This is a genomic window from Saccharomonospora sp. NPDC046836 (assembly GCF_040645195.1).
Taxonomy (GTDB): domain Bacteria; phylum Actinomycetota; class Actinomycetes; order Mycobacteriales; family Pseudonocardiaceae; genus Prauserella_A.
In genome coordinates, this window is sequence record NZ_JBEYXW010000006.1 from 173,506 (window position 1) to 196,126 (window position 22,621).

Consider the following 22,621-nt stretch of genomic DNA (forward strand, 5'->3'; position numbering starts at 1 on the left):
CAGCGCGGGAATTCTCGGCAGCCGGCGCTCGTTGTTCCACGGTCATCGATTCCCCTTGATCCGAAAGTGGGCTGGCCCTTGTCCGTGTCCCCGTCCGACCGGGAACCCGACAGCACCGAGAAGAACGCCGAGATCGTCGCGGAGCAGCGCTACGTCTCGCTGCTCTACGGCAGGCTCGACGACGAACGTGACCTCGCCGAGCGGCGTCTGACCGAGGCGCTGCGGTCCGGTGGCGGGCCGCCGCAGGCGCAGGCGGAGCGTGAGGCCGCGACGGCGGCGAACAGCGACCGCCTCGCCCAGCTGGGGGCCGTGGAACAGGGCCTGTGCTTCGGCAGGCTGGACTTCGTCGACGGCCACGACGGCGACTCACCGCTCTACATCGGCAGGCTGGGGCTGTTCGACGACAACGACGACTACCGGCCACTGCTGGTCGACTGGCGTGCCCCCGCCGCGCGCCCGTTCTACCTGGCAACGGCCGCCTCGCCCGACGGCGTCCGGCGCCGTCGTCACCTCCGCACGCTCACCAGACGGGTCGTCGGCATCGACGACGAGGTCCTCGACCTCGGCTCCGCCGAGACCAGCGACCACCTGGGACTGGCCGGGGAGGCGGCACTGCTGGCCGCGCTCGAGCGCAGGCGGACCGGCGAGATGTCCGACATCGTCGCCACCATCCAGGCCGAGCAGGACCGGATCATCAGGGCCGACCCCGGCGGCGTGCTGGTCGTGCAGGGCGGACCCGGCACCGGCAAGACCGCCGTGGCGCTGCACCGCGCCGCGTTCCTGCTGTACACCTACCGCCACCAGCTCAACACGCGTGGTGTCCTGGTCGTGGGTCCGAACAGCACCTTCCTGCGCTACATCGGTCAGGTGCTGCCGTCGCTGGGGGAGACCGGCGTGCTGCTGGCCACCGTCGGTGAGCTGTATCCGGGGCTCGCCGCGACCGGTACCGACAGCCCCGAGGCCGCCGAGATCAAGGGCCGTGCCGTGCTGGCCGACGTCCTCGCCGAGGCCGTCCGCGACCGCCAGGCGGTGCCCGAGAGCGTGCTGGAGATCGATGTCGAGGGCGATGTGCTCACGCTGGACAGGGCGACCTGCGAGAAGGCGCGGGAGCGGGCTCGCCGCACGCTGCGGCCGCACAACCTGGCCCGCCGGGTGTTCGCCGACCGCCTGCTGGACGCGCTCGCCGTGCAAGCCGCCGAGCGGCTGGAGTCGAGTGTGCTCGACGACGTGCCGGACATCCCGCTCGACGACGACGAGGACGACGACGGCGACCTCCTCGACGCCCACGACCACGCCGCGATCCGGCAGGAGCTCGACGACGACGAGGCCGTGCGGTCAGCGCTGGAGTCGCTGTGGCCGAGGCTCACCCCGCAGGAGCTGCTGAGCGACCTGCTGACGACGCGCGAGCGGCTGGAATCGGCTGCAGGCGAGTACCTCACGGAGCAGGAGCGTGCTGCGCTGCTGCGTCTTCCCGGCTCGCTGTGGACGCCCGCGGACGTGCCGCTGCTGGACGAGCTCGCGGAGTTGCTCGGCGAGGACGACACCGAAGCGCGGGCGCGGCGCACCCGCCGCGAGCGGGAGGAGCGCGCCTACGCGGAGGGCGTGCTGCACGTGCTGGAGCAGGACGACGAGCTCATCGACGAGGAGATGATCCGCGTCCGCGACGTCCTCGACGCCGAACTGCTGGCCGAGCGCCAGGAGGCCAGGAGCGAGCTGACGGCGGCGCAGCGGGCGGCCCGGGACCGCAGCTGGACTTTCGGGCACGTGATCGTGGACGAGGCGCAGGAACTCTCCGCGATGGACTGGCGGACCCTCATGCGCCGTTGCCCGAGCCGGTCGATGACCATCGTCGGTGACGTCTCGCAGACCGGCTCGCCGGCGGGCACCTCGTCGTGGGGGGACGTGCTCAGTCCCTACGTCGCCGATCGCTGGCGGCTGCGCGAGCTGACCGTGAACTACCGCACCCCGGCCGAGATCATGGACCTCGCGGCGCGGGTGCTCGCCACGATCGACCCGGACCTGCGGGCACCGGTATCGGTGCGCGAAGCTGGTGTCGCGCCGTGGCAGGAGTCACTGCCGCGCACCGAAATCACCACCTGTATCCGTTCCATTGTGGACACCGAGCTCGCCGAGGTGGCCGGTGGCACCGTCGCGGTGCTGGTGCCCGCCGGGCTGGAGGGCCCGGTCGCGGCTGAACTCGCGGACGCCGACGCGGCGGCCGAGGACGACGACCCCCGCGTATCGGTACTCACCGTGGAGCGGGCGAAGGGACTGGAGTTCGACGCCGTCGTCGTGGTGGCGCCGGACGAGATCGCAGGCCAGTCCGCGCGCGGGCTCAACGATCTCTACGTCGCTCTCACCCGCGCCACGCAACGGCTCGGCATCGTCCACACCGGAGCCCCGATCGATGCGCTCTCAGGTGCGCAAAGCCGCGGTCAGGCCCCCAGCTAGGGTGTTGCGCATGCGCAATGCTGGCAAGATCATGATCGTGGCGGTCGTTGCCACAGCACTCGCGGCGTGCTCGCCGTCCCGCGAGGAGCCGAGCGACCTGCCGCCGGGCGAGCAGCCCACCCACACACCGGCGCCTGCCTCGGTGTCGGCCTCCCCGAGCCCCGCGCACCAGGGTGAGCAGGCTCGCGAGTGCACCGCCGAGGACGTCACCGTGAACCTGGCCGGTGAGCAGCCGCAGGTGGAGATCCCGCGCGACTGCGCGGCTCCCGCGACCGCCCTGACCCGCGACCTCGCGCCGGGCAGCGGCACCGCGGCAGCTGCGGGCAGCACCATCGAGCTGAACTACGAGGTCGTCGCCTGGTCCACCGGCCAGGTCGCGGACAGCACGTTCGGACCGGGCCAGCCGGTGTCCGTCGAGCTCGGCACGACGCAGGAGATCGAGGGTCTCAGCGAGGGGCTCACCGGCATCCGGCAGGGCGGCACCCGGCTCCTGGTCCTGCCGCCGGACCTTGGCTACAACCCGCAGGACGGCAACCCCCATGCCGGGGACAGCCTCGTGGTCGTCGCCGAGGCCGTGCAGGTGACCACGGCGTAGCCGGCACGACCCGACCCGGTACCCGCACCTCTGGCGGGTACCGGGTCGCTGTCGTCAGAGGTCCCGCAGATGGGGGTCTCGGATCAGCGGGCGCCCGAACGTTCCCTATCTGCGTGACCTCTCAAGGGAGCAGGAGCAGCTTGCCGGTCGTGCGGCGTCCCTGCAGGTCCTCGTGTGCCCGGCGAGCCTCGGCCAGCGGGTACCGGCCGCCGATCCGGATGGTGAGCGTGCCCTTCGCGATGGCGTCGAACAGCTCACCGGCGCGCCAGTCCAGTTCCGCACGGGTCGTCACGTGGTCGTAGCTGTTCGGCCGGGTGAGGAACAGGGAGCCGCCCACGTTGAGTCGTTGCGGATCGATGGGCGGAACGGGGCCGCTGGCGGCGCCGAACAGTGCCAGCAGGCCGCGCCGCCGCAGGCTCGTCAGGCTGCCCTCGTAGGTCGCCTTGCCGACGCCGTCGTAGACGACCGCGACCCCTTCGCCGCCGGTCAGGCTGCGTGCTGCCGCGGCGAAGTCCTCCTCGGTGTAGCGGATGACCTCATCGGCGCCGGCCGCACGGGCAAGCTCCTCCTTCTCCGCGGTCGACACCGTGCCGATGACGCGGCCGCCGCGGGCCTTGGCCAACTGGACGAGCAGCAGGCCGACACCACCGGCCGCGGCGTGCACGAGCACGGTCTCGCCTTCGGCCACCGGATGCGTCGAGTTCACCAGGTAGTGCGCTGTGATGCCTTGCAGGAGGGTGGCCGCCGCGGTCTCGTCGGAGACGCCGTCGGGCACGCGGACCACGATGTCGGCGGGTACCAGCGCCTGCTGGGCGTATCCGCCGGGCGAGCCCTGCCAGGCGACCCGGTCACCGACGGCGACCTCGGTGACGTCACTGCCGACCGCCGACACCGTTCCGGCGCCCTCCAACCCGGGCACATACGGCAACGGGACTGGATAGGCGCCGCTGCGCTGGTAGGTGTCGATGTAGTTGACGCCTGCGGCGGCGACGTCGACGAGGACCTGTCGCGGTCCGGGCGAACCCACGTCGACCTCGGCGACCTGGAGCACCTCCGGACCCCCGTTCTGGCGGATCTCAATCGCCGTGGGCATGCGAATCCTCCTCTTTCGTGGCGGTGTTACCCGTGCCGGGTGCTGTGGTCCTCATGCGCAGTTTTACCTGAGCCGGAAACCGATCCGCAGCGCCGACCTATCCTTGGCGCGGTCGGTCTGGCACACTCGCTGACCATCCAGGCGGGAGACCTCCCGCACAAGCAGTACACGGGCCTTACCCCGTTCGGGGTAAGGTGACAGCGACTAGAAGTACCAGGGCCCACCCACGGGGCTCGGATCCGTGCCCACAGAAGTGAGCGCCGGAGCATTATGCAGGACAACCCCGGAGGCTGGCCCGTGCATCATCGGCCGTCATCTGAGCGGCATCTCGTCATCGAGATCCCCCATCTCCGTTCCACGGTGACCCGCGCGCTCGCGATGGCACTGGAAACCGCGGTCGTGCCGACCGTGCTGCTCATGCTGCTGCTGCACTTCGTCGGACTCGTGGCCGGGATGTGCGCGGTCATCGGCTGGTGTGTCTTCGTGATCGGCGCCCGCCGTGCCTTCGGCCTCGAACTCCCACGCACACTGCTGCTGTGCACGGGCATGCTGGCCGGCAAGGCCGCACTCGCGCTCGTGACGTCGAGCGCGGTGGTGTACGTACTGCAACCCGCGGCCGGCTCGGTGCTGATGTTCCTGCTGTTCGTCGGCAGCGCGATGATCGGCAAACCCATCACAGCCCGGCTCGCCCGCGACTTCGTGCAACTGCCTGCCGAGCTGTTCGCCAACCACGCCGTGCGGCGGGTCTTCATCAACGTCGCCCTGCTCTGGGGCGGCTCGCGGCTGATCGACGCTGCCATGACGGTCGGTTTTCTCCACTGGAGCCTCGAGGCCGGCCTCCTCTCCCGCGGGGTGTTCAGCGGCCTGCTCACCGCGCTGACGATCGCGGTGACAGCGGCGCACGGCTGGCGGGCACTGAGCAAACTGCCCGGCGTGACGCTGCGCCTCGGCGCGAAACCCGCCGCCCTCTGAGTTCGCGGCCACGAGCGGCGCTCGGTGATCTGCACCTAGACTTGCCCCGTGGCTGACACCGAAAGCAACGTCCAGGCCCCCGCCGCACCCACCGGCCGCCAGCTGGCTGCCGCCCGTGCCTTCGTCGCCGCCCATGGCAAGCCGTCGAAGGCAGTGGTGGAACGCATCGGTCGCGCTGGTGCCAGGGTTGTGCTGGTCGGCGCCGACGGTGCGCTAGGCGACATCGTCGTACCCAGCGCGGAGACCGGCGCTGCGCTGGTCGACGCGGTCGAGGACCTCGAACCGGCCACCTGGGACGCCGAGACCGTCAACGCGACCGTCATCGGCGCCGGGCACCGGCGCCGGATGGCAGGCCCGCGTAGCCGCCGCTGAACCCACAACGACCCGCCGGCAGCCCGTCAGGGCCACCGGCGGGTCGCGTGTCGGTACCGGCTTAGGCGGCGATGCGCTTGGCGGCGAGACGTTCCGGCTTCGGCCAGCGGACGTTGTGTGCCCAGCCGAGCTTTTCGAAGATCCAGATGAGCCGCGCCGACACGTCGAGCTGCCCGCGCAGCACGCCGTGGCGGGCGCACGTCGGGTCGGCGTGGTGGGAGTTGTGCCAGGACTCGCCCATCGACAGGATCGCCAGCGGCCAGAAGTTGGCTGCCTTGTCGCGGCTGGTGAACGGGCGTGAGCCGATCATGTGGCAGATGGAGTTCACCGACCAGGTGACGTGGTGCAGGAACGCGATCCGGACCAGCCCGGCCCAGAAGAACGCGGTGACCGCGCCCCACAGGGACCAGGTGAACAGGCCGCCGAGAATGGCGGGCAGGGCCAGGCTCAGCGTGATCCACAGCCAGAAGAACCGGTTGACCACGCGCAGGTCGTTGTCGGCGAGCAGGTCCGGGGCGAACCGCTCGTAGTTGGTCACCTCACGCTTGAACATCCAGCCCATGTGGGCATGCCAGAAGCCGCGAAGGAGCGCGGCCGGGGATGTACCGAACAGCCACGGCGAGTGCGGGTCACCCTCGCGGTCGGCGAAGGCGTGGTGGCGCCGGTGGCTGGCGACCCAGAAGATCACCGAGCCCTGCACCGCCATGCTCCCGGCGATGGCCAGCGCGACCCGCAGCGCGCGGTTGGTCTTGAACGAACCGTGCGTGAAGTAGCGGTGGTAGCCGACCGTCACACCGAGTGTCGCGACCGTGTAGAAGACGACGGCGAGGACGAGGTCGACCCAGCTCAGCCCCCAACCCCAGGCGAAGGGAACGGCCGCGACCAGTGCGAGAAAGGGAATCAGCAGGAACGCCTTCAGGACGATCATCTGGCTGGTCGTCCGGTGCTCGCCAATGAGTGGTTTCGGCTCGGTTTTGGTTCCGGACAGGCTTGCGGGACTGGTCATGGTTCGGTGCGACCTCGCATCGGGGGACGGGCTTGGTGACTATGCGGCACCCGGTCTGGGCGCGAACATGATCATTCGGACAAAAATCGGGTCGGACACAGCGTAACCGCGCATGCTGGCCTGCATGCGCCACCGGGATGACGAAGGTGTGACATCAGGCCGACGCCGGGTCAGTGGCTGACCGCCGCGGCGTGCTTGGCGGGGCCGGGGGTGAGGCTGACGACAGGACCGCGGTCGCGGGCGGCACACCACAGTGCGGCGGTCGCGATGATGACGAGCATCGAGCCGAGGACGTGGAACGACACGAGCGCCTCCGGCACTCCGAGCGCGTACTGCAGGCTGCCGAGGCCGCCCTGGGCGAGCGCGACGATCCAGACCGCGGCGTAGCGCCGCCAGAGCCGTGGCGTGGCCCCGGTGCGCAGCCATTGCAGGCCGAGCATCGCCAGGACGACGAGGTAGACGACGAGGAAGGTGCCGTGCACGAACGTGAGGGACTCGATCGGCGCCTGCAGCCGTGGCGTGTCGGGGTCGCCACCGTGCGGCCCTGCTCCGGTGACGGTGGTTCCGGCGGTGAGGATGCCGCCCATGGCGACCACGAGGGTCACCAGCAGCGTGCGCCCGCTCTCGCTCACCTGCCGGCGTGGCGGCTCGTCGCCCTCGTTGAACGCGTGCAGCAGGAGCGTGGCCAGCCACACGAGCACGGCGGAGGCCAGGAAGTGGATGGCGACCGTCCACCACAGCAGCCCGGTGAGGACCGTCACGCCGCCGATCAGCGCCTGTGCCACCACGCCGCCGGGCATGGTCCAGGCGAGCGCGACCAGTCGTCTGCGCTCGGGATAGGTCAGCTGGATCCGCCACGCGGCGAGTACGCACAGTGCGGCGACGATGCCGACGACACCGGTCAGCAGGCGGTTGCCGAACTCGATCCACTGGGTGAGCGACTCATACTCCGGGTGCTCGACCGGGAACATGCTGCCCGCGAAGCACTGTGGCCAGGTCGGGCACCCGAGGCCGGACCCGGTGACCCGCACGATCGACCCGGTGACACCGATGCCACCCTGCGTGACGATCGCCGCGATCGCCAGTGCCTGCTGCACCGCGCGGGACGGGTAAGGAAGCCGGGCGACGAGCGAAGTCAACTGCACGACACTAGATAGTAGAGCGGCGCGAAGCGCCACCGTTTGGGTGGTGGTGGGAGACGGGTGGGAGTAGAGCGGCGCGAAGCGCCACCGTTTGGGTGGTGGGGGGTGACGGGTGGGCTGAGTTCAAAGCCCCCAAGGGCCCCTTGGTTGCGTTCAACGCAACCAAGGTGGCCTTGGGGGACCTCAGGTGAGCTTGGTGGTCTTGGTGGCTAGGGCGGCGGCGAGGGCGGTCCACACGGCCAGGGTGGCGATCGGCCCGCCGGCCAGCGTGCCGTCCACGAGCGCCGCACGCAGGCCCTCGGCGAGCGCGCCGGACGGCAGCAGCGCCACCACGTCGCCGAGCGCGCCAGGGAGCACGGACGGCGCCAGCAGGATCCCGCCGGCGAGCAGCAGCACGAACCACACGATGTTCGCCAGCGCGAGAACCATTTCGGCACGCAGCGCTCCACCGAGCAGCACGCCCAGTGCGCCGAACGAGAGCGTGCCGAGCACGAGGAGCGGGACGGCAATGGCGATCCCGCTGCCTGAGGGCGACCAGCCGAGCAGCGCCGCGACCACACCGAGCACCACGGCCTGCAGGGCCACGACGACGAGCGCGGCGACGAGCCTGCCCGCCACCAGCAGCCAGCGGGGCAGGGCCGTGGCCGACAACCGCTTGACCACGCCGTAGCGACGGTCGAAGCCGAGCGCGATGGCCTGCCCGGTGAAAGCCGAGGACATCACCGCGAGCGCCAGGATCCGCGGTGTCACCCAGTCCACGCGTGACAGCGTGCCGAGCTCGCCCGTGGGAACGATGTCCAGCAGGCTCAGGCCCAGCAGCAGGGCGAGTGGGACGAGCAGGGTGATCAGGATCTGCTCGCCGTGACGCAGCGTGAGACTGGTCTCGATCCGGGCGTGCGTCAGCAGCATCCGGCCGAGCCGGCCGGGGCCGGGCGCCGGGATGAAGGTGCCCGGTGCGAAGCGGGGCGATGTCCCTGTCACGTGCGCAGCTCCCGTCCGGTCAGCTCCAGGAAGACCTCCTCCAGGTCCCGCCTGCCGACGTGCAGCTCCTCGGCGAGGACGCCCTGCTGTGCGCACCAGGCGGTGACCGTCGACACGACCTGCGGATCGACGCGACCGGCCACGCGGTAGGCGCCGGGGGAGGACTCCCGCACCAGGTAGCCCTCGGGCAGCGCTGCGGTGAGCAGGTCGGTGTCGAGGCGGGGCCGCGCCCGGAAGCGCAGCTGGGCGTCCGCGGCGTGCTCCGCCGTGAGCGCGCTCGGCGAGCCCTGCGCGATCACGTGTCCGCCGTCGACGATCACGACCTCGTCGGCCAGCGTCTCGGCCTCCTCCATGAGGTGTGTGGTGAGCAGCACGCTCACCCCGTCGGTGCGCAGTGCGTCCAGCAGCTCCCACACCAGCCGCCGGGCCTGCGGGTCCATGCCCGCGGTCGGCTCGTCGAGGAACACCAGCTCGGGCCGGCCGACCAGCGCGCAGGCCAGCGACAGCCGCTGCTGCTGCCCGCCGGAGAGGCGCTTGAACGGGATCCGCCTGGCGGAGGTCAGGCCCAGCACGTCGAGCAGCCAGTCCGGGTCGAGCGGCGTCGCCGCGCACGCGGCCACCAGCCGCAGCATCTCCTCGGCTCGGACGCCGGGGTAGGCGCCGCCGCCCTGCGGCATCACGCCGATGCGGGGGCGCAGCGCGGCGCCGTCATGTACCGGGTCGAGTCCCAGCACGCGCACGGCGCCGGCATCGGGACGAAGGAACCCCTCGCAGATCTCGACGGTGGTGGTCTTGCCCGCACCGTTGGGGCCGAGCAGAGCAAGCACTGTTGCTCGCTGCATCTTCAGGTCGAGCCCGTCGACGGCGGTCACCGATCCGAAGCGCTTCACCAGCCCGGTTATCTCGACGGCGGCTGCACTCACAAAAATCAAGGGTACGGCGTGAAGCTCTAGCGAGGTCCGGCGGGAGTCTCGGCGAAACCCCGGCGCAGCAGCAGGGGAGCCGTGCGCCACACGACGACGAGCGCACCGATGACGACGACGGCGCCCGCCAGGTAGGCCTGGTGCTGGATGTAGGTGCGGCCGTCGAACGGGCTGCCGGTCGGGGGAACGAGCACGGCCAGCACCGCACTGACGATGGTGGCCATGGCCCGGAAGCGGGACGTCCCCGCCGACGCGGCCAGCGGGATGACGGCCCACAGCAGCCACCACGGCTGCATGGCGACGTGGAGCATCATGAACGCGCCGAGCGAGACGCCGAGCCCGATGATCGGCCGGTACCGCCAGCGCAGGCTGTCGAAGAGGAACTTGACCGTGATCACCCCGGCCACCGCATAGCCGAGCACGGCGAGGATCGCGATGATCGAGGCGGTGTGGTTGCCGAGGCCCAGCGAGATGCCGAGCACACCGCCCAGTTGACCCAGCTCGGCGACCGGGGCGATCCAGTTCCACAGCTGGGCGGGTGCGTCCAGCGCGCCGGCCCAGCCGAAGTCCAGTCCGGTGCCGAACGTGATGCCGGCCATCACCGCGGCGCAGATGACGAGCATCAGCGCGCCTGCCCACAGCAGGTCGGTGATCCTGCCGTACCAGCGTCTGGCGATCATCACGCCGAAGAACCCGAGCGCGACGATCGCGTGCACCTTGATGGTGGCCGCCAGCGTGATGACGCTCGCGCCGAGCACGATGCAGGCGAGCTCGCCCTTGACCAGCGGTGGTGGGGCGTCGCCCGCGACCCGGTAGGGCAGTCTGCGCAGCCCCAGCTCGAGGCCGGCGAGCATGAGCCCGATGCCGAGTGCGTCGTTGTGCACACCCGCCACCAGGTGGAACAGCACGAGCGGATTGGCCGCCCCGAGCCACAGTGCCGTGCTGGGGTGCACGCCGAAGCGCTCGGCCAGCCGCGGCAGCGCCCACACGATGAGCCCGAGACCGACGAGTGTCAGTAGCCGGAACAGCAGCACCCCGCCCGCGACATCCGTGCCCGTAAGGCTCGTGATCCAGCTGCCGATCCTGAGGAAGAGCGGGCCGTAGGGGGCCGGCGTCTCGCGCCAGATGTTGGCCACGCCCGCGGTGAGCGGATCGGCGACGCCGAGCGCCTGCGCGGGGCCCATGGTGTAGGGGTCCATGCCGCGCGCGACGATCTCGCTCTGTGCCAGGTAGCTGTAGACGTCGCGGGAGAAGAGAGGCGGGATCAGCAGCAGCGGCATGATCCACAGGGCGAGTGTGCGGTGCAGCTGGCCCCTGCTGGCGAGCCTGGTCCGGCCGGGCCGGGTGAAGCGGCCCAGCAGCAGCCAGGCGATGACCATCATCAGCATGCCGGCGAAGGCGATGGCCAGCGAGACCGTGGGGATACGCGCGAACAGCCGCAGCACCGGGATCTCGAGTACCGGGTTCAGGATCGGTGCGGCACCGGCACCGAGCGAGCCGAAGGCCAGGAACAGCGCGCCGATCGTGCCGAAACGCCGGACGACGTCGAGCGCCCGCCGCTCCTCGGGGTTGAGTGGTTCGGGCTCCCCGGGATGCGCCGGCGAGCGTGCCGGCAATGCGGAACTGGTGACGTCGAGTGCGCCTTCGGTGTCCTGCTGTGTCCCGCCCTTGCCCAAAGCCACGAGCGAAGGGTATCGACTGGGTGCGGGACGTGAGTCCGGTCACTCGGTTTTCGTGCCTCTTTGCCGCGAGCGAGGAAATACGACACACTTATGTTGTGAAAAAGCAGGACACCTTCGGCGAACGTGGCGGAGCCGTATCCGCCACCGTGGGTGTCCCTGCTCAGGTGACGGCCGAGGGCCGGACCCGCCATGAGGTCGCCCGGCTGCTGCTGGAGCAGGGGCCGCTGACCGCGGTGGCGGTCGCCGAGCAGCTCGGCATCAGCCCGACGGCGGTACGCCGCCATCTGGACGTGCTGCTCGCCGACAACGAGGCCGAAATCCGCAACGCGCCGCGACGCGGGCCGCGCGGCCGTGGCAGGCCCGCCAAGCTTTTCCTGCTCACCGAGCAGGGCAGGGCCAGGTTCGGGCAGGCCTATGACGACCTGGCGGTGGCCGCCATCCGGTTCCTCGCCGAGCACGCGGGTGAGGACGCGGTACGCGCCTTCGCCGAGCGCCGGGTCGCCGCACTGGTCGAGCCGTACCGGGACGCCGTCACTCGCGCGGGCGGTCCCGCCGCGCGGGCTGAGGCCTTGGCCGCGGCCCTGACCAGGGAGGGTTACGCTGCGTCGGCCCGGAAGGTCGGCGCGGCGGATGCCGGCACCGGGGCGCAGCTGTGCCAGCACCACTGCCCGGTCGCGCACGTCGCAGCTGAGTTCCCGCAGCTGTGCGAAGCCGAGACCGAGGCGTTCGCCGCGCTGCTGGGGACCCACGTGCAGCGACTGGCGACCATCGCACGCGGTGACACCGTGTGCACCACGCACGTACCCGGCCAGACATCGGGTATCGACGCACCAACTCCGAACGGAGGGACAACCGCATGACTGCCGCTGCTGAGCAGCGCAATCCCACCACGCCGCTGACCCAGGAAGAGACCATCGACTCCCTGGGCAAGTACGCATTCGGCTGGGCGGATCCGGACACGGCGGGCGAGAGCGCCCGGCGCGGACTCAACGAGGACGTCGTCACCGACATCTCCGGGAAGAAGTCCGAACCGGAGTGGATGCGCGAGACACGACTGAAGGCGCTCAGGCTCTTCGAGCGCAAGCCCATGCCCAACTGGGGTGCGGACCTGTCGGGGATCGACTTCGACAACATCAAGTACTTCGTCCGCTCCACGGAAAAGCAGGCCACCAGCTGGGACGAGCTGCCAGCCGACATCAAGAACACCTACGACAAGCTCGGTATCCCGGAGGCGGAGAAGCAGCGCCTCATCGCCGGCGTCGCGGCGCAGTACGAGTCCGAGGTCGTGTACCACCAGATCCGCGAGGACCTGGAGAAGCAGGGCGTCATCTTCCTGGACACCGACACCGGGCTGCGCGAGCACCCCGAGCTGTTCAAGGAGTACTTCGGCTCGGTGATCCCGGCTGGTGACAACAAGTTCTCCGCGCTGAACACCGCTGTGTGGTCGGGTGGTTCCTTCATCTACGTGCCGCCGGGCGTGCACGTGGACATCCCGCTGCAGGCCTACTTCCGGATCAACACCGAGAACATGGGCCAGTTCGAGCGGACGCTGATCATCGTCGACGAGGGCGCCTACGTGCACTACGTCGAGGGCTGCACCGCGCCGATCTACAAGTCCGACTCGCTGCACTCGGCCGTCGTGGAGATCATCGTGAAGAAGGGCGGCCGCTGCCGCTACACGACGATCCAGAACTGGTCGAACAACGTCTACAACCTGGTCACCAAGCGCGCCAAGGCCGAAGAGGGCGCGACGATGGAGTGGATCGACGGCAACATCGGCTCCAAGGTCACCATGAAGTACCCGTCGGTGTTCCTGATGGGCGAGCACGCCAAGGGCGAGGTGCTCTCGGTCGCCTTCGCCGGTGAGGGCCAGCACCAGGACGCCGGTGCCAAGATGGAGCACCTCGCGCCGCACACCTCCTCGACGATCGTGTCGAAGTCGGTGGCGCGCGGTGGTGGCCGCACCTCCTACCGCGGTCTGGTGAAGGTCGCCAAGCGGGCACACCACTCGCGCTCGACGGTGAAGTGCGACGCGCTGCTGGTGGACACCATCTCGCGCTCGGACACCTACCCCTATGTCGACATTCGCAACGACGACGTGTCGATGGGGCACGAGGCCACGGTGTCGAAGGTCAGCGAGGACCAGCTGTTCTACCTGATGTCGCGTGGTCTCACCGAGGACGAGGCCATGGCCATGGTGGTGCGCGGGTTCGTCGAGCCCATCGCGCGCGAGCTGCCGATGGAGTACGCGCTGGAGCTGAACCGCCTGATCGAGCTGCAGATGGAAGGAGCCGTCGGCTGATATGACGGTGGCTGAGAACACCGCTGCCGCGGCCGAAGCCCGCGTGCCTGCGGCCTCGCGCGGCGAGCGCTTCACGGGTTACGACGCCGAGGCCTTCGAGGTCCCGGGGGGCCGCGAGGAGAACTGGCGCTTCACCCCGATGAAGCGGCTGCGCGGCCTGCATGACGGTTCCGCGGTCGTGACCGGTGAGGTCAAGGTCGACGCTGACGCCGCACCCGAGGTGAGTGTCGAGACCGTGGGCCGCGAGGACGAGCGCCTCGGCCAGGCCGGGGTCCCGAGCGACCGGGTCGCCGCACAGGCGTACTCCTCCTTCGAGACCGCCACGCTGGTGACCGTGCCCGCCGAGACGAAGGCGTCCAAGCCCACCGTGGTCCGGCTGACCGGGCCGGGTGAGGGCAAGGCGGCCTACGGGCACGTCCAGGTGCGGGCCGAGGCGTTCGCCGAGGCCGCGATCGTGCTGGACCATGTCGGCTCCGGCACCTACGCCGACAACGTCGAGTTCCTGCTCGGCGACGGCGCGCGGCTCACCGTGGTGAGCGTGCAGGACTGGGCCGACGACGCGGTGCACGTGTCCGAACAGCACCTGCGGCTCGGGCGCGACGCCACGCTCAAGCACATCGTCGTCACGCTCGGCGGCGACGTGGTGCGGGTGAGCCCCACGGCCACCTTCGCAGGCCCCGGCGGTGACGTCGAGATGCTGGGCCTGTACTTCGCCGACGCCGGTCAGCACCAGGAGCACCGTCTCTTCGTCGACCACGCGGTGCCGCACTGCAAGTCCAACGTGCGCTACAAGGGCGCGCTGCAGGGTGAGGGCGCCCATACGGTGTGGATCGGTGACGTGCTGATCCGAGCGGCCGCGGAGGGCACGGAGACCTTCGAGCTCAACCGCAACCTGGTGCTCACCGAGGGGGCGCGGGCCGACTCGGTGCCGAACCTGGAGATCGAGACCGGCGAGATCACCGGCGCCGGGCACGCGAGTGCGACGGGAAGGTTTGACGACGAGCAGTTGTTCTACCTGCAGTCGCGTGGAATCGCGGAAGAGCAGGCGCGCCGGCTGGTGGTGCGCGGCTTCTTCCACGAGGTCCTCATGAAGATCGACATCCCGGAGGTGCGGGAGCGCCTCGAGGCGGCGATCGAGGACGAACTGCTGGCGATCGGCGCCTGACCCACCACATCCGAGAACTTCTGAGCTACTGACGAGAGAAACGAAGAGGCATGGCCACACTGGAGATCAAGGATCTGCGTGCCGACGTCGTCACCGACGAGGGCAACAAGGAGATCCTCACCGGCGTCAACCTGACGATCCGCTCGGGCGAGACCCACGCGATCATGGGCCCGAACGGTTCGGGCAAGTCGACTCTGTCCTACGCCATCGCCGGCCACCCGAAGTACGTGGTGACCTCCGGCGAGGTGCTGCTGGACGGTGAGAACGTCCTCGACATGACCGTGGATGAGCGGGCTCGTGCTGGTGTTTTCCTCGCGATGCAGTACCCGGTGGAGGTGCCCGGCGTCTCGATGTCGAACTTCCTGCGTTCGGCGGCCACCGCGGTGCGCGGGGAGGCGCCGAAGGTGCGGCACTGGGTCAAGGAGGTCAAGGAGGAGATGGGCAAGCTCGGCATCTCGTCCGAGTTCGCCGAGCGCAGCGTGAACGAGGGCTTCTCCGGCGGCGAGAAGAAGCGCCACGAGATCCTGCAGCTCGCGCTGCTGAAGCCGAAGATCGCGGTGCTCGACGAGACCGACTCGGGTCTGGACGTCGACGCGCTGCGGGTGGTCTCCGAGGCGGTCAACGAGTACAAGGCCTCGGGCGAGGTCGGCGTCATGCTGATCACGCACTACACCCGCATCCTCAAGCACATCCACCCCGATTTCGTGCACGTTTTCGCGGGTGGCCGGATCGTCGAGTCGGGCGGTAAGGAACTCGCCGACGAGCTGGAGGACAAGGGCTACGTGAAGTACACCGACAAGGCCGAGCCGGCGGCGGTCTGACGCCGGCGGCTGGAACGACATCGAAAGGAGCTGGCGCGATGACCACAACGGACTCGCTGCCTCTGGATGTCGCGGTTGTGCGCGCCGACTTCCCGATCCTGTCCCGCACCGTCCGCGACGGCAAGCCGCTGGTGTATCTGGACTCGGGGGCGACCTCACAGCGTCCGGCCCAGGTGCTCGACGCCGAGCGGCGGTTCCTGGAGACGGCCAACGCGGCCGTGCACCGTGGTGCCCACCAGCTCGCGGAGGAGGCGACCGACGCCTACGAGGGTGCGCGCGCCAAGATCGCGGCGTTCGTCGGCGTGACGCCGGGCGAGGTCGTGTTCACGAAGAATGCCACCGAGGGCATCAACCTCGTGGCCTACGCGATGAGCAACGCGGCGACGGCGGGCAGGGAAGCGGACCGCTTCGTGGTGGGTCCCGGTGACGAGATCGTCGTCACCGAGATGGAGCACCACGCGAACCTGGTGCCGTGGCAGCAGCTGTGCCAGCGCACCGGGGCGACGTTGCGCTGGTTCGGTGTCACCGAGTCGGGCAGGCTGGATCTGTCCACGATGGACGAACTGATCACCGAACGCACGAAGGTGGTCGCGTTCGCGCATCAGTCCAATGTGCTCGGTACGGTCAACCCGGTGCGGCAGCTGGTGCGCAAGGCCCACGAGGTCGGTGCGCTGGTGTTGCTCGACGCCTGCCAGTCGGTGCCGCACTTCCCGGTCGACTTCACCGAGCTGGGTGTCGACTTCGCGGTGTTCTCCGGGCACAAGATGCTGGGCCCGTCCGGTATCGGTGTGCTGTACGGGCGGCGGGAGCTGCTCGAGGCGATGCCGCCCTTCCTCACCGGTGGGTCGATGATCGAGCTGGTGCGCATGGAGGGCTCGACGTTCGCTCCGCCACCGCAGCGGTTCGAGGCCGGCGTGCCGATGACCTCACAGGCGGTGGGGCTCGGCGCGGCCGTCGACTACCTCAACGCGATCGGCATGGACCGCGTCGCCGCCCACGAGCACCTGCTCGCCGAGCGTGCGCTGGCCGGGCTGAAGGCGATTCCCGGGGTGCACATCGTCGGCCCCGAGGACACTGCTGACAGGGGTGCCACGGTGTCGTTCGTGCTCGACGGTGTGCACCCGCACGATGCCGGACAGGTGCTGGACAGCCTGGGCATCGCGGTGCGCGTCGGCCACCACTGCGCGTGGCCGCTGCACCGGGCACGCCACATCCCGGCGACCGTGCGCGCCACGTTCTACCTCTACAACACACCGTCCGAAGTGGATGCTCTCGTTGCCGGTGTCAAGGAGGCGCAGCGGTTCTTCGGGGTGAGCCAGTCGTGAACCTGGACAGCATGTACCAGGAGATCATCCTGGACCACTACAAGAACCCGCACGGTCGTGGTCTGCGGGAGCCGTACGACGCCGAGTCGTTCCAGGTGAATCCGACCTGTGGCGACGAGGTGACGTTGCGGCTGAAGGTCACCGACGGCAAGGTCGCGGACGTGTCCTACGAGGGGCAGGGCTGCTCGATCAGCCAGGCCTCGACGTCGGTGCTGACCGATCTCGTCACCGGCCACACGGTCGACGAGGCGCTGGCGACGATGGACGCGTTCGTGGAGCTGATGCAGGGGCGCGGTCAGGTCGTGCCGGACGAGGACGTGCTCGAGGACGGCGTCGCCTTCGCCGGCGTCGCGAAGTACCCCGCGCGGGTCAAGTGCGCGTTGCTCGGCTGGATGGCGTTCAAGGATGCACTGGCCAGGACATCGGACGCGGAGGAACCAGCATGACCGAGACACACCGCGAGGGGCGCACCGCCGCCGACCTCCCCGAACAGACTCAGCCGGATGTGACCGACGTTGCCAAGGTCGAGGACGTCGAGGAGGCCATGCGTGACGTGGTCGATCCCGAGCTCGGCATCAACGTCGTCGACCTCGGGCTGGTCTACGACATCCGCGTCGAGCCGGACAACACGGCGACGCTGGACATGACGCTGACGTCGGCGGCATGCCCGCTGACGGATGTGATCGAGGACCAGACCGCGTCGGTACTCACCGGCAGCGCAGGCCTGGTGAAGGACTTCCGCATCAACTGGGTGTGGATGCCGCCGTGGGGCCCGGAGAAGATCACCGAGGACGGCCGCGAGCAGCTGCGCGCCCTCGGCTTCACCGTCTGACAACCCGCGAGTTCCCCGCTCCAGCACGCGAGTTCCCCGCTCCAGCACGCGAGTTCCCCGCTCCAGCACGCGAGTTCCCCGCTCCAGCACGCGAGTCGCGCGCCCGGGCGGGGGACTCGCGCGTCAGAGTGCGGGACTCGCGTGTTGTACCTCCGCGGCGGGCAGCCGGGCCGACAGCGACCAGCCGTCGTCGCTGGGGCCCGCGTGCAGGGTGCCACCGAGTAGCTCGACGCGTTCCCGCATCCCGATCAGCCCATGACCGGGGTGTTCGGCGGGACCCGCCAGTGACCGGCCGCTCGCGCCGTCGTCGCTGATCTCCACTCGCACGCCGTCCTCAGTGCACTCCACCAGCAGGCGCACGGATGCCGTGGCGCCCGCGTGTTTGGCGACGTTGGCGAGTCCTTCCTGGACCAGCCGCAGCACCGCGAGCGCCTTGACCGCGTCCAGCCGTGCGATGGCCGGGTCCACTGTGGCGTCGATGCGCAACCCGACCTGGCGCCCCCGAGTCACGACGGCGGAGATGGCCGCGGGCAGCTCGGTGGGGTCGACGAGGTCGCCTCCGGCCGTGTCGGCTGCCGGGTCACGGAGCACAGCAACGAGCCGTCGGAGGTCGGTCAGCGCGGAGGTGCCGGTCGCGTGGACGTCGTCGAGCACCTCGCGCATGCGCCCGTCACCGTCGTGCAGCAGGTGTCGCGCGATGCCGACGCGCAGCACGATCGACGCGACGTGGTGAGCCACGAGATCGTGCAGCTCGCGCGCGATCGCTGTGCGTTCGGCGACACGGATGACCTGAGCCTCGGTGCGGCGCAGTCGTTCCTGCTCCGCCGCGCGTTCCTCGGCCTGCCGCGCCCGTCCGTGTGCGCCGGCGATGTAGGAGCCGAGCACCAGCGGGCCGCCCACCACCACGATGGTCTGGAACGCGATCTGGGCCGGATCGTGCACGGCATGGGAGAAACCGATCAGGGCGTAGACCGCGGCCAGCGCACCCGCACCGATGGGCAGCGCCCAGCCCGTGCGGCGCATGGCCAGCTCGAACACCGCGAAACTGGCCAGTACTTTCAGCGGCACGATGTTCGCCACGCCGACGAACTCGGCAACGGCCAGTAACCCGGTCTGGGTGAGCGCGCTGCCCAGCGGCCATTGGGGAGAGAACCACGCCGCGCCGACGGTGGCGAGCAGCAGCAGCCATCCGCTGAGCCCGGGCAGTTCGCCGGGGCTGGTCAGCAGCAACAGGTAGCCGCCCGCCATGACGAAGAGCAGGGCCACCCGCATCGGGGTGGCCCTGCGGTCGAAGAGGCGCTCGATCAGGGAGGCGATCATGGATACCCCAGGTCGGTCGGCCGCTGCACGCGGATTCGCACAGGTCTGTTCAGCGTAACGCTGCCGGATCCGCCGCTTTCCGGCATGTATAACGTCCTATACTGTGCCGCTCTGTCCGGCTGGTCTGTCCACAGAGGAGTCGTTGTCACCGGAACAGGGCGGGGCGCAGGCGCCACGGTGTGGCACAGAAAAGCGCCGTCATCGCGCCGAGCAGGCCCGTGAGGTCCTCGCGGCCCGAGGTGAACGCCCGCTGGTGCCGGGGTGCCATCGCGAAGAACAGGTCGAAGAAGTACGGCTGTTCGCAGCCCGGAATGCTGCTCAGTGACCGCAGCGCCTGCCTGCGCAGCGTGTGCACCGCGACTGCGCGGGGTGGCCACAGCACATGTCGTGCGGCTGAGGCCGCTCGCCCGGGGCCATGGGTCAGCTCGGTGGAGAGCGCGGTCGCGACGCGCGGAGCGAGGCCCAGTGACGCTGCCACGCTGAACCCCGTCGCGGGATGGACGAGCCCGGCCCTCGCGCCGAACGGGACGGTGCGACCCGGCCGGGGCAGCGGCGTGTCGAGCCGGATGTGGACGTGCTCTTCGGGCAGGCCGTCTGTGGCGATCCCTGCGGCGGCGAGCCGTTGCCGTAACCGGGCGGCGAGGATCGAGCGCGGCAGCGCCGGTTTGCGTGCGAGCGAGGTCTCCTCGACCAGGACGCGATCCGCGGCGAGGGGCACGGCGTAGAGGAAGCTCGGATCCACCGCCGGGGCGTCGCGCCAGTCCATGAACACGGCAGTGCCCGCGGGGACGAGCGGTGCCGCCTGCCCGGCCGGGAGAACGAGACCGAACGCGGTCTGTGCGGCGCCGTGGCCGGGTGGTGTGCCGCGCGCGTCGACCACAACGTGGGCGGCGATCCGGCTGTCGTCGGCGAGCCGGATGAGGCTGCCGTGCGGGCCGTGGGCGATGTCGACGGCCGTGCCGCTGCGCACTTCGACCCGGTCGTCGGCCAGCCAGCGCCGCAGCCCGGCGTTGTCGAGCACGAGATACTCCCGGTCCAGTGCCCTGCCGCCCGCCAGCACCGTCGCGGGTGCGGCGGCGATCGCACCGGCCGGCAGCGCGGGCAGCTCATCCCGCCAGAGGGCGTAGGTCTGCCGCCATCGGCGCTCCGGTGCCGGATCGACGAGCGCGGTGGCCAGCCCTTCTCGCACGCACGCGGCGGCCATCGCCCGTCCGGCTGGCCCGCCGCCGAGTACCGCGACGTCCACCATGCCCCGATCCCAGCACGGCGGTGCCGGGTTCGCGGTGTGGACACCTCACGAGTCGACGTCACGTACGGTTATGCGCATGCGAGCTGAGCCGGATCCGCGAGCACGGCGCCGTGACGAGGCGGCCGAGTCGGGTGGGTTCGCCGATCTCATCGGCAGCCCGTTCCGGCTCGATCGGGACCGCATCGCGGCGTCGCCGTTCTTCGCCCGGCTGGGCGGCGTCACACAGGTCGTCAGCGCGGGCGGTTCGGGCCTGCTGCACAACCGGCTCACCCACAGCCTCAAGGTGGCCCAGGTCGCCAGGGCCATCGCGGAGCGGGTCACCACGAGCGAGGACTCCCGCGAGCTCGTCGCCAAGCTCGGCGGCTGCGATCCGGATGTCGCCGAGGCGGCCGCACTCGGCCACGATCTGGGCCACCCACCGTTCGGGCACCTCGGCGAGCAGGTTCTCGACCGCATCGCACGGCACCGGTACGGCCTGCCCGATGGTTTCGAGGGCAACGCGCAGACGTTCCGCATCATCACCACGACCGAGGTCGGCGGCCCCACCCCGCAGGGGCTCAACCTCACGGCGGCGGCCCGCGCGGCGGTGCTGAAATACCCGTGGGCGCGGCTGCACTACCCCGATCCGCACCCCTCCGGCATGCGGGTGCCCCCGCGTGGCGCCGCCGAGCCGGACGAGGCGCCGGGGACCGGCTCGGTGAAGTTCTCCGTCTACTCCACCGATCTGGACGATTTCGAACAGTCCAGGGCACCGTTCGCCGGGCGGATCGAGAGCTGGCAGCAGACGGTCGAGGCCTCCGTGATGGACCTCGCCGACGACATCGCCTACGCCATCCACGACATTCAGGACTTTCACCGGATCGGCGTGCTGCAGCATGCCGCCGTGGCGACGGAGCTCGGCCAGTGGGTGGCGCGCCTCGGCGAGCTCGCAGCGCTGCCCACGGCCGCGCTGCGCGACGACCACCGCAATCCCGGGCGCGCGCTGGAGTGGCTGCGCAGGCGAATGCACGCCAAGGACAGCTGGGTGGTCGACGACGAGGCGTTCGCCCAGGCGGTCGCGCGGGTACGCGCAGAGCTGGTGGACGAGCTACTGGCCATCCCGTTCGACGGGTCGATCGAGGCAGAGCAGGCCATGGCGCGGTTCTCGGCACGGTGGACCACGCGGCTGGTGGACGGCGTCCTGGTGACTCCCGCGCCGTCCACCCGCACCGGGCACGTGACACTGCAGCCGGCGCAGTGGCATGAGGTGCAGGTGCTCAAGTTCGTCCACCGGCGGTTCGTGTTGCAACGACCCGATCTGGCGCTGCACCAGCGCGGGCAGGCGAGCATGCTCACCAACCTCGTGGACGCGCTCGACGCGTGGCTGACCGACCGCGACGAGGCCCACCGCCTGCCACGGCGGTTGCACGACCTGGTGGAGCTGGCGCGTGCCGAGTACACCGCGCTGGCGCAGGGTGCGCCGGGGCTGCTCATCGGCGCGACCGGTGAGCCCGTCCGGGGGACCGACGCCGTGCGTGTCCTGGCGCGGGGGCGTGCGGTGACGGACTTCGTCGCCTCACTGACCGACCGGCAGGCCGGCAGCATGCTCGACGCGATCTCCGGCCGCGCGACCCAGCCCTGGTCGGAGTCGTTCGTCCTGTGAGCACGCGGGCCAGGCAGGTGCGCGGCGGCGGCCGTGCCGTCGAGGTGCAGCCGGAACGGCTGGCGGGCTGGTTCGAGCGTTTCGCCGAACGCAACGACGGCGCCACCGGCACCCGGTACACGTCGGCCGAGGTGGTCGTGACGGCAGGCAACGGTGCCACCGCGACCGTGGCGGTGCCGTTCCCGCCGCTGGCCGCGGACGGCGCGCTGGCGGGGCTGGACGTCGGCCCGCTCGTCGCGCACGCCGCCACGCCGCGCCGGATCGGCCTGCTGCTGGTGCGGCTGGGCGGGCACAGCGTCGGAATCGCCGAGCACGGCAACGTGGTGCTCTCGCGCACCGACCGGCACCTCGTGCACGGCCGTAGCGCGGCGGGTGGCTGGTCCCAGCAACGGTTCGCCCGCCGCCGTGCGGGCCAGGCACGGCAGGCGTTGCGCGCCGCCGCGGACGACGCTGCCGAGGTACTCCTGCCCAGGCTGTCCGAACTGGACGGTGTGGTGCTCGGCGGTGACCGTCGTGCGCTCGACGACCTCGGTGCCGACACCCGGCTGGCGCCGTTGTTCGCGCTGGCCACGCCGCGGGTGCTCGACATCGCCGAGCCCCGCCGGTCGGTACTCGACGAGGCCGCCGAGCGGGCGCGTGCGGTGGAGATCGTGGTGCGCGACCGCGAGCAATAACGCAGTCCGTACACTGGGTGTCGTGGTCGTTCGCCTGGAGTAGCAGCCCCGCCCCGCGTGGGAGATCCATGCTG

Annotated in this window: 21 protein-coding genes; 13 read left to right on the top strand and 8 right to left on the bottom strand. The window is 70.4% G+C overall.

Annotation, left to right across the window (positions count from 1 at the left end):
* Positions 1–78: 78 nt before the first annotated feature.
* Both ABZ863_RS10700 and ABZ863_RS10705 read left to right on the top strand, forming a co-directional pair.
* Positions 79–2,451 (top strand): ATP-binding domain-containing protein, encoded by a 2,373-nt coding sequence (locus tag ABZ863_RS10700; RefSeq protein WP_358533637.1) that lies wholly within the window; start codon positions 79–81, stop codon positions 2,449–2,451.
* Positions 2,452–2,461: 10 nt separating this feature from the next.
* Positions 2,462–3,046 carry an FKBP-type peptidyl-prolyl cis-trans isomerase gene (locus tag ABZ863_RS10705; RefSeq protein WP_358533639.1) on the top strand — a complete coding sequence of 195 codons (585 nt, stop codon included), beginning with the start codon at positions 2,462–2,464 and terminating at the stop codon, positions 3,044–3,046.
* Between the two features lie 121 nt (positions 3,047–3,167).
* Here the strand turns inward: ABZ863_RS10705 and ABZ863_RS10710 are convergent, their stop codons facing one another.
* A complete protein-coding gene (locus ABZ863_RS10710; RefSeq protein ID WP_358533642.1) occupies positions 3,168–4,139 on the bottom strand; it encodes a quinone oxidoreductase in 972 nt (323 codons plus the stop codon).
* A 270-nt stretch (positions 4,140–4,409) separates the two neighbouring features.
* On the opposite strand from ABZ863_RS10710, the gene ABZ863_RS10715 reads away from it, so the two are divergent.
* Together ABZ863_RS10715 and ABZ863_RS10720 are read left to right on the top strand one after the other, a co-directional pair.
* The gene (locus tag ABZ863_RS10715) at positions 4,410–5,111 is read left to right on the top strand and encodes a hypothetical protein (protein WP_358533644.1); all 702 of its coding nucleotides are present in this window, start codon (positions 4,410–4,412) and stop codon (positions 5,109–5,111) included.
* A 48-nt stretch (positions 5,112–5,159) separates the two neighbouring features.
* Positions 5,160–5,483, top strand: coding sequence for a hypothetical protein (locus ABZ863_RS10720; RefSeq protein WP_358533647.1), 324 nt, complete (start codon positions 5,160–5,162; stop codon positions 5,481–5,483).
* Positions 5,484–5,544: 61 nt separating this feature from the next.
* On the opposite strand, the gene ABZ863_RS10725 is transcribed toward ABZ863_RS10720, so the two are convergent.
* The 5 genes from ABZ863_RS10725 to mptB form a co-directional block, all read right to left on the bottom strand.
* Complete coding sequence (locus ABZ863_RS10725; protein ID WP_358533649.1) at positions 5,545–6,489, bottom strand: acyl-CoA desaturase; 945 nt, start codon at positions 6,487–6,489, stop codon at positions 5,545–5,547.
* Positions 6,490–6,659: 170 nt separating this feature from the next.
* The gene (locus ABZ863_RS10730; RefSeq protein WP_358533652.1) at positions 6,660–7,634 is read right to left on the bottom strand and encodes a COX15/CtaA family protein; all 975 of its coding nucleotides are present in this window, start codon (positions 7,632–7,634) and stop codon (positions 6,660–6,662) included.
* A 180-nt stretch (positions 7,635–7,814) separates the two neighbouring features.
* Positions 7,815–8,540 carry an ABC transporter permease gene (locus ABZ863_RS10735; protein ID WP_358533919.1) on the bottom strand — a complete coding sequence of 242 codons (726 nt, stop codon included), beginning with the start codon at positions 8,538–8,540 and terminating at the stop codon, positions 7,815–7,817.
* Positions 8,541–8,608: 68 nt separating this feature from the next.
* Positions 8,609–9,535 carry an ABC transporter ATP-binding protein gene (locus ABZ863_RS10740; RefSeq protein WP_358533655.1) on the bottom strand — a complete coding sequence of 309 codons (927 nt, stop codon included), beginning with the start codon at positions 9,533–9,535 and terminating at the stop codon, positions 8,609–8,611.
* Positions 9,536–9,561: 26 nt separating this feature from the next.
* Complete coding sequence (gene mptB, locus ABZ863_RS10745) at positions 9,562–11,151, bottom strand: polyprenol phosphomannose-dependent alpha 1,6 mannosyltransferase MptB (protein WP_358533921.1); 1,590 nt, start codon at positions 11,149–11,151, stop codon at positions 9,562–9,564.
* 161 nt (positions 11,152–11,312) lie between these two features.
* Between mptB and ABZ863_RS10750 the strand changes: the two genes are divergently transcribed.
* The 7 genes from ABZ863_RS10750 to ABZ863_RS10780 are packed head-to-tail and all read left to right on the top strand — an operon-like array spanning position 11,313 to position 17,662.
* Complete coding sequence (locus ABZ863_RS10750) at positions 11,313–12,077, top strand: winged helix-turn-helix transcriptional regulator (RefSeq protein ID WP_358533657.1); 765 nt, start codon at positions 11,313–11,315, stop codon at positions 12,075–12,077.
* On the top strand, positions 12,074–13,519 hold the full coding sequence (gene sufB / locus ABZ863_RS10755; protein ID WP_358533660.1) for a Fe-S cluster assembly protein SufB: 1,446 nt from the start codon (positions 12,074–12,076) through the stop codon (positions 13,517–13,519). Before ABZ863_RS10750 ends, sufB begins: the two co-directional genes overlap by 4 nt.
* A 1-nt stretch (position 13,520) precedes the next feature.
* Positions 13,521–14,684 carry a Fe-S cluster assembly protein SufD gene (gene sufD, locus ABZ863_RS10760; protein ID WP_358533662.1) on the top strand — a complete coding sequence of 388 codons (1,164 nt, stop codon included), beginning with the start codon at positions 13,521–13,523 and terminating at the stop codon, positions 14,682–14,684.
* A gap of 50 nt (positions 14,685–14,734) precedes the next feature.
* Positions 14,735–15,505, top strand: a complete 771-nt coding sequence (gene sufC, locus ABZ863_RS10765) for a Fe-S cluster assembly ATPase SufC (protein ID WP_358533665.1) — start codon at positions 14,735–14,737, stop codon at positions 15,503–15,505.
* A 38-nt stretch (positions 15,506–15,543) separates the two neighbouring features.
* Positions 15,544–16,830: a cysteine desulfurase gene (locus ABZ863_RS10770; RefSeq protein ID WP_358533667.1), complete on the top strand. Its 1,287-nt coding sequence runs from the start codon at positions 15,544–15,546 to the stop codon at positions 16,828–16,830.
* Positions 16,827–17,276, top strand: coding sequence for a Fe-S cluster assembly sulfur transfer protein SufU (sufU, locus tag ABZ863_RS10775; RefSeq protein WP_358533669.1), 450 nt, complete (start codon positions 16,827–16,829; stop codon positions 17,274–17,276). The genes ABZ863_RS10770 and sufU overlap by 4 nt, the downstream gene beginning before the upstream one ends.
* Positions 17,273–17,662, top strand: a complete 390-nt coding sequence (locus ABZ863_RS10780; RefSeq protein ID WP_358533671.1) for a metal-sulfur cluster assembly factor — start codon at positions 17,273–17,275, stop codon at positions 17,660–17,662. The genes sufU and ABZ863_RS10780 overlap by 4 nt, the downstream gene beginning before the upstream one ends.
* 123 nt (positions 17,663–17,785) lie before the next feature.
* Here the strand turns inward: ABZ863_RS10780 and ABZ863_RS10785 are convergent, their stop codons facing one another.
* Both ABZ863_RS10785 and ABZ863_RS10790 read right to left on the bottom strand, forming a co-directional pair.
* Positions 17,786–18,982 carry a sensor histidine kinase gene (locus ABZ863_RS10785; RefSeq protein ID WP_358533673.1) on the bottom strand — a complete coding sequence of 399 codons (1,197 nt, stop codon included), beginning with the start codon at positions 18,980–18,982 and terminating at the stop codon, positions 17,786–17,788.
* 145 nt (positions 18,983–19,127) lie between these two features.
* Positions 19,128–20,231, bottom strand: a complete 1,104-nt coding sequence (locus ABZ863_RS10790; RefSeq protein ID WP_358533675.1) for a lycopene cyclase family protein — start codon at positions 20,229–20,231, stop codon at positions 19,128–19,130.
* Between the two features lie 76 nt (positions 20,232–20,307).
* Between ABZ863_RS10790 and dgt the strand changes: the two genes are divergently transcribed.
* Both dgt and ABZ863_RS10800 read left to right on the top strand, forming a co-directional pair.
* On the top strand, positions 20,308–21,873 hold the full coding sequence (gene dgt / locus ABZ863_RS10795; RefSeq protein WP_358533677.1) for a dGTP triphosphohydrolase: 1,566 nt from the start codon (positions 20,308–20,310) through the stop codon (positions 21,871–21,873).
* Positions 21,870–22,547 carry an acVLRF1 family peptidyl-tRNA hydrolase gene (locus tag ABZ863_RS10800; RefSeq protein ID WP_358533679.1) on the top strand — a complete coding sequence of 226 codons (678 nt, stop codon included), beginning with the start codon at positions 21,870–21,872 and terminating at the stop codon, positions 22,545–22,547. The genes dgt and ABZ863_RS10800 overlap by 4 nt, the downstream gene beginning before the upstream one ends.
* The last annotated feature ends 74 nt before the right edge of the window (positions 22,548–22,621 follow it).

What these genes read in the sequence shown, in the direction of transcription:
- ABZ863_RS10705 (WP_358533639.1), top strand. Translation starts at nt 2,462, where the DNA reads ATGCGCAATGCTGGCAAGATCATGATCGTGGCGGTCGTTGCCACAGCA.
- ABZ863_RS10710 (WP_358533642.1), bottom strand. Translation starts at nt 4,139, where the DNA reads ATGCCCACGGCGATTGAGATCCGCCAGAACGGGGGTCCGGAGGTGCTC.
- ABZ863_RS10715 (WP_358533644.1), top strand. Translation starts at nt 4,410, where the DNA reads ATGCAGGACAACCCCGGAGGCTGGCCCGTGCATCATCGGCCGTCATCT.
- ABZ863_RS10725 (WP_358533649.1), bottom strand. Translation starts at nt 6,489, where the DNA reads ATGACCAGTCCCGCAAGCCTGTCCGGAACCAAAACCGAGCCGAAACCA.
- ABZ863_RS10735 (WP_358533919.1), bottom strand. Translation starts at nt 8,540, where the DNA reads ATGCTGCTGACGCACGCCCGGATCGAGACCAGTCTCACGCTGCGTCAC.
- sufB (WP_358533660.1), top strand. Translation starts at nt 12,074, where the DNA reads ATGACTGCCGCTGCTGAGCAGCGCAATCCCACCACGCCGCTGACCCAG.
- sufD (WP_358533662.1), top strand. Translation starts at nt 13,521, where the DNA reads ATGACGGTGGCTGAGAACACCGCTGCCGCGGCCGAAGCCCGCGTGCCT.
- sufC (WP_358533665.1), top strand. Translation starts at nt 14,735, where the DNA reads ATGGCCACACTGGAGATCAAGGATCTGCGTGCCGACGTCGTCACCGAC.
- ABZ863_RS10770 (WP_358533667.1), top strand. Translation starts at nt 15,544, where the DNA reads ATGACCACAACGGACTCGCTGCCTCTGGATGTCGCGGTTGTGCGCGCC.
- ABZ863_RS10780 (WP_358533671.1), top strand. Translation starts at nt 17,273, where the DNA reads ATGACCGAGACACACCGCGAGGGGCGCACCGCCGCCGACCTCCCCGAA.
- ABZ863_RS10785 (WP_358533673.1), bottom strand. Translation starts at nt 18,982, where the DNA reads ATGATCGCCTCCCTGATCGAGCGCCTCTTCGACCGCAGGGCCACCCCG.
- ABZ863_RS10790 (WP_358533675.1), bottom strand. Translation starts at nt 20,231, where the DNA reads ATGGTGGACGTCGCGGTACTCGGCGGCGGGCCAGCCGGACGGGCGATG.
- dgt (WP_358533677.1), top strand. Translation starts at nt 20,308, where the DNA reads ATGCGAGCTGAGCCGGATCCGCGAGCACGGCGCCGTGACGAGGCGGCC.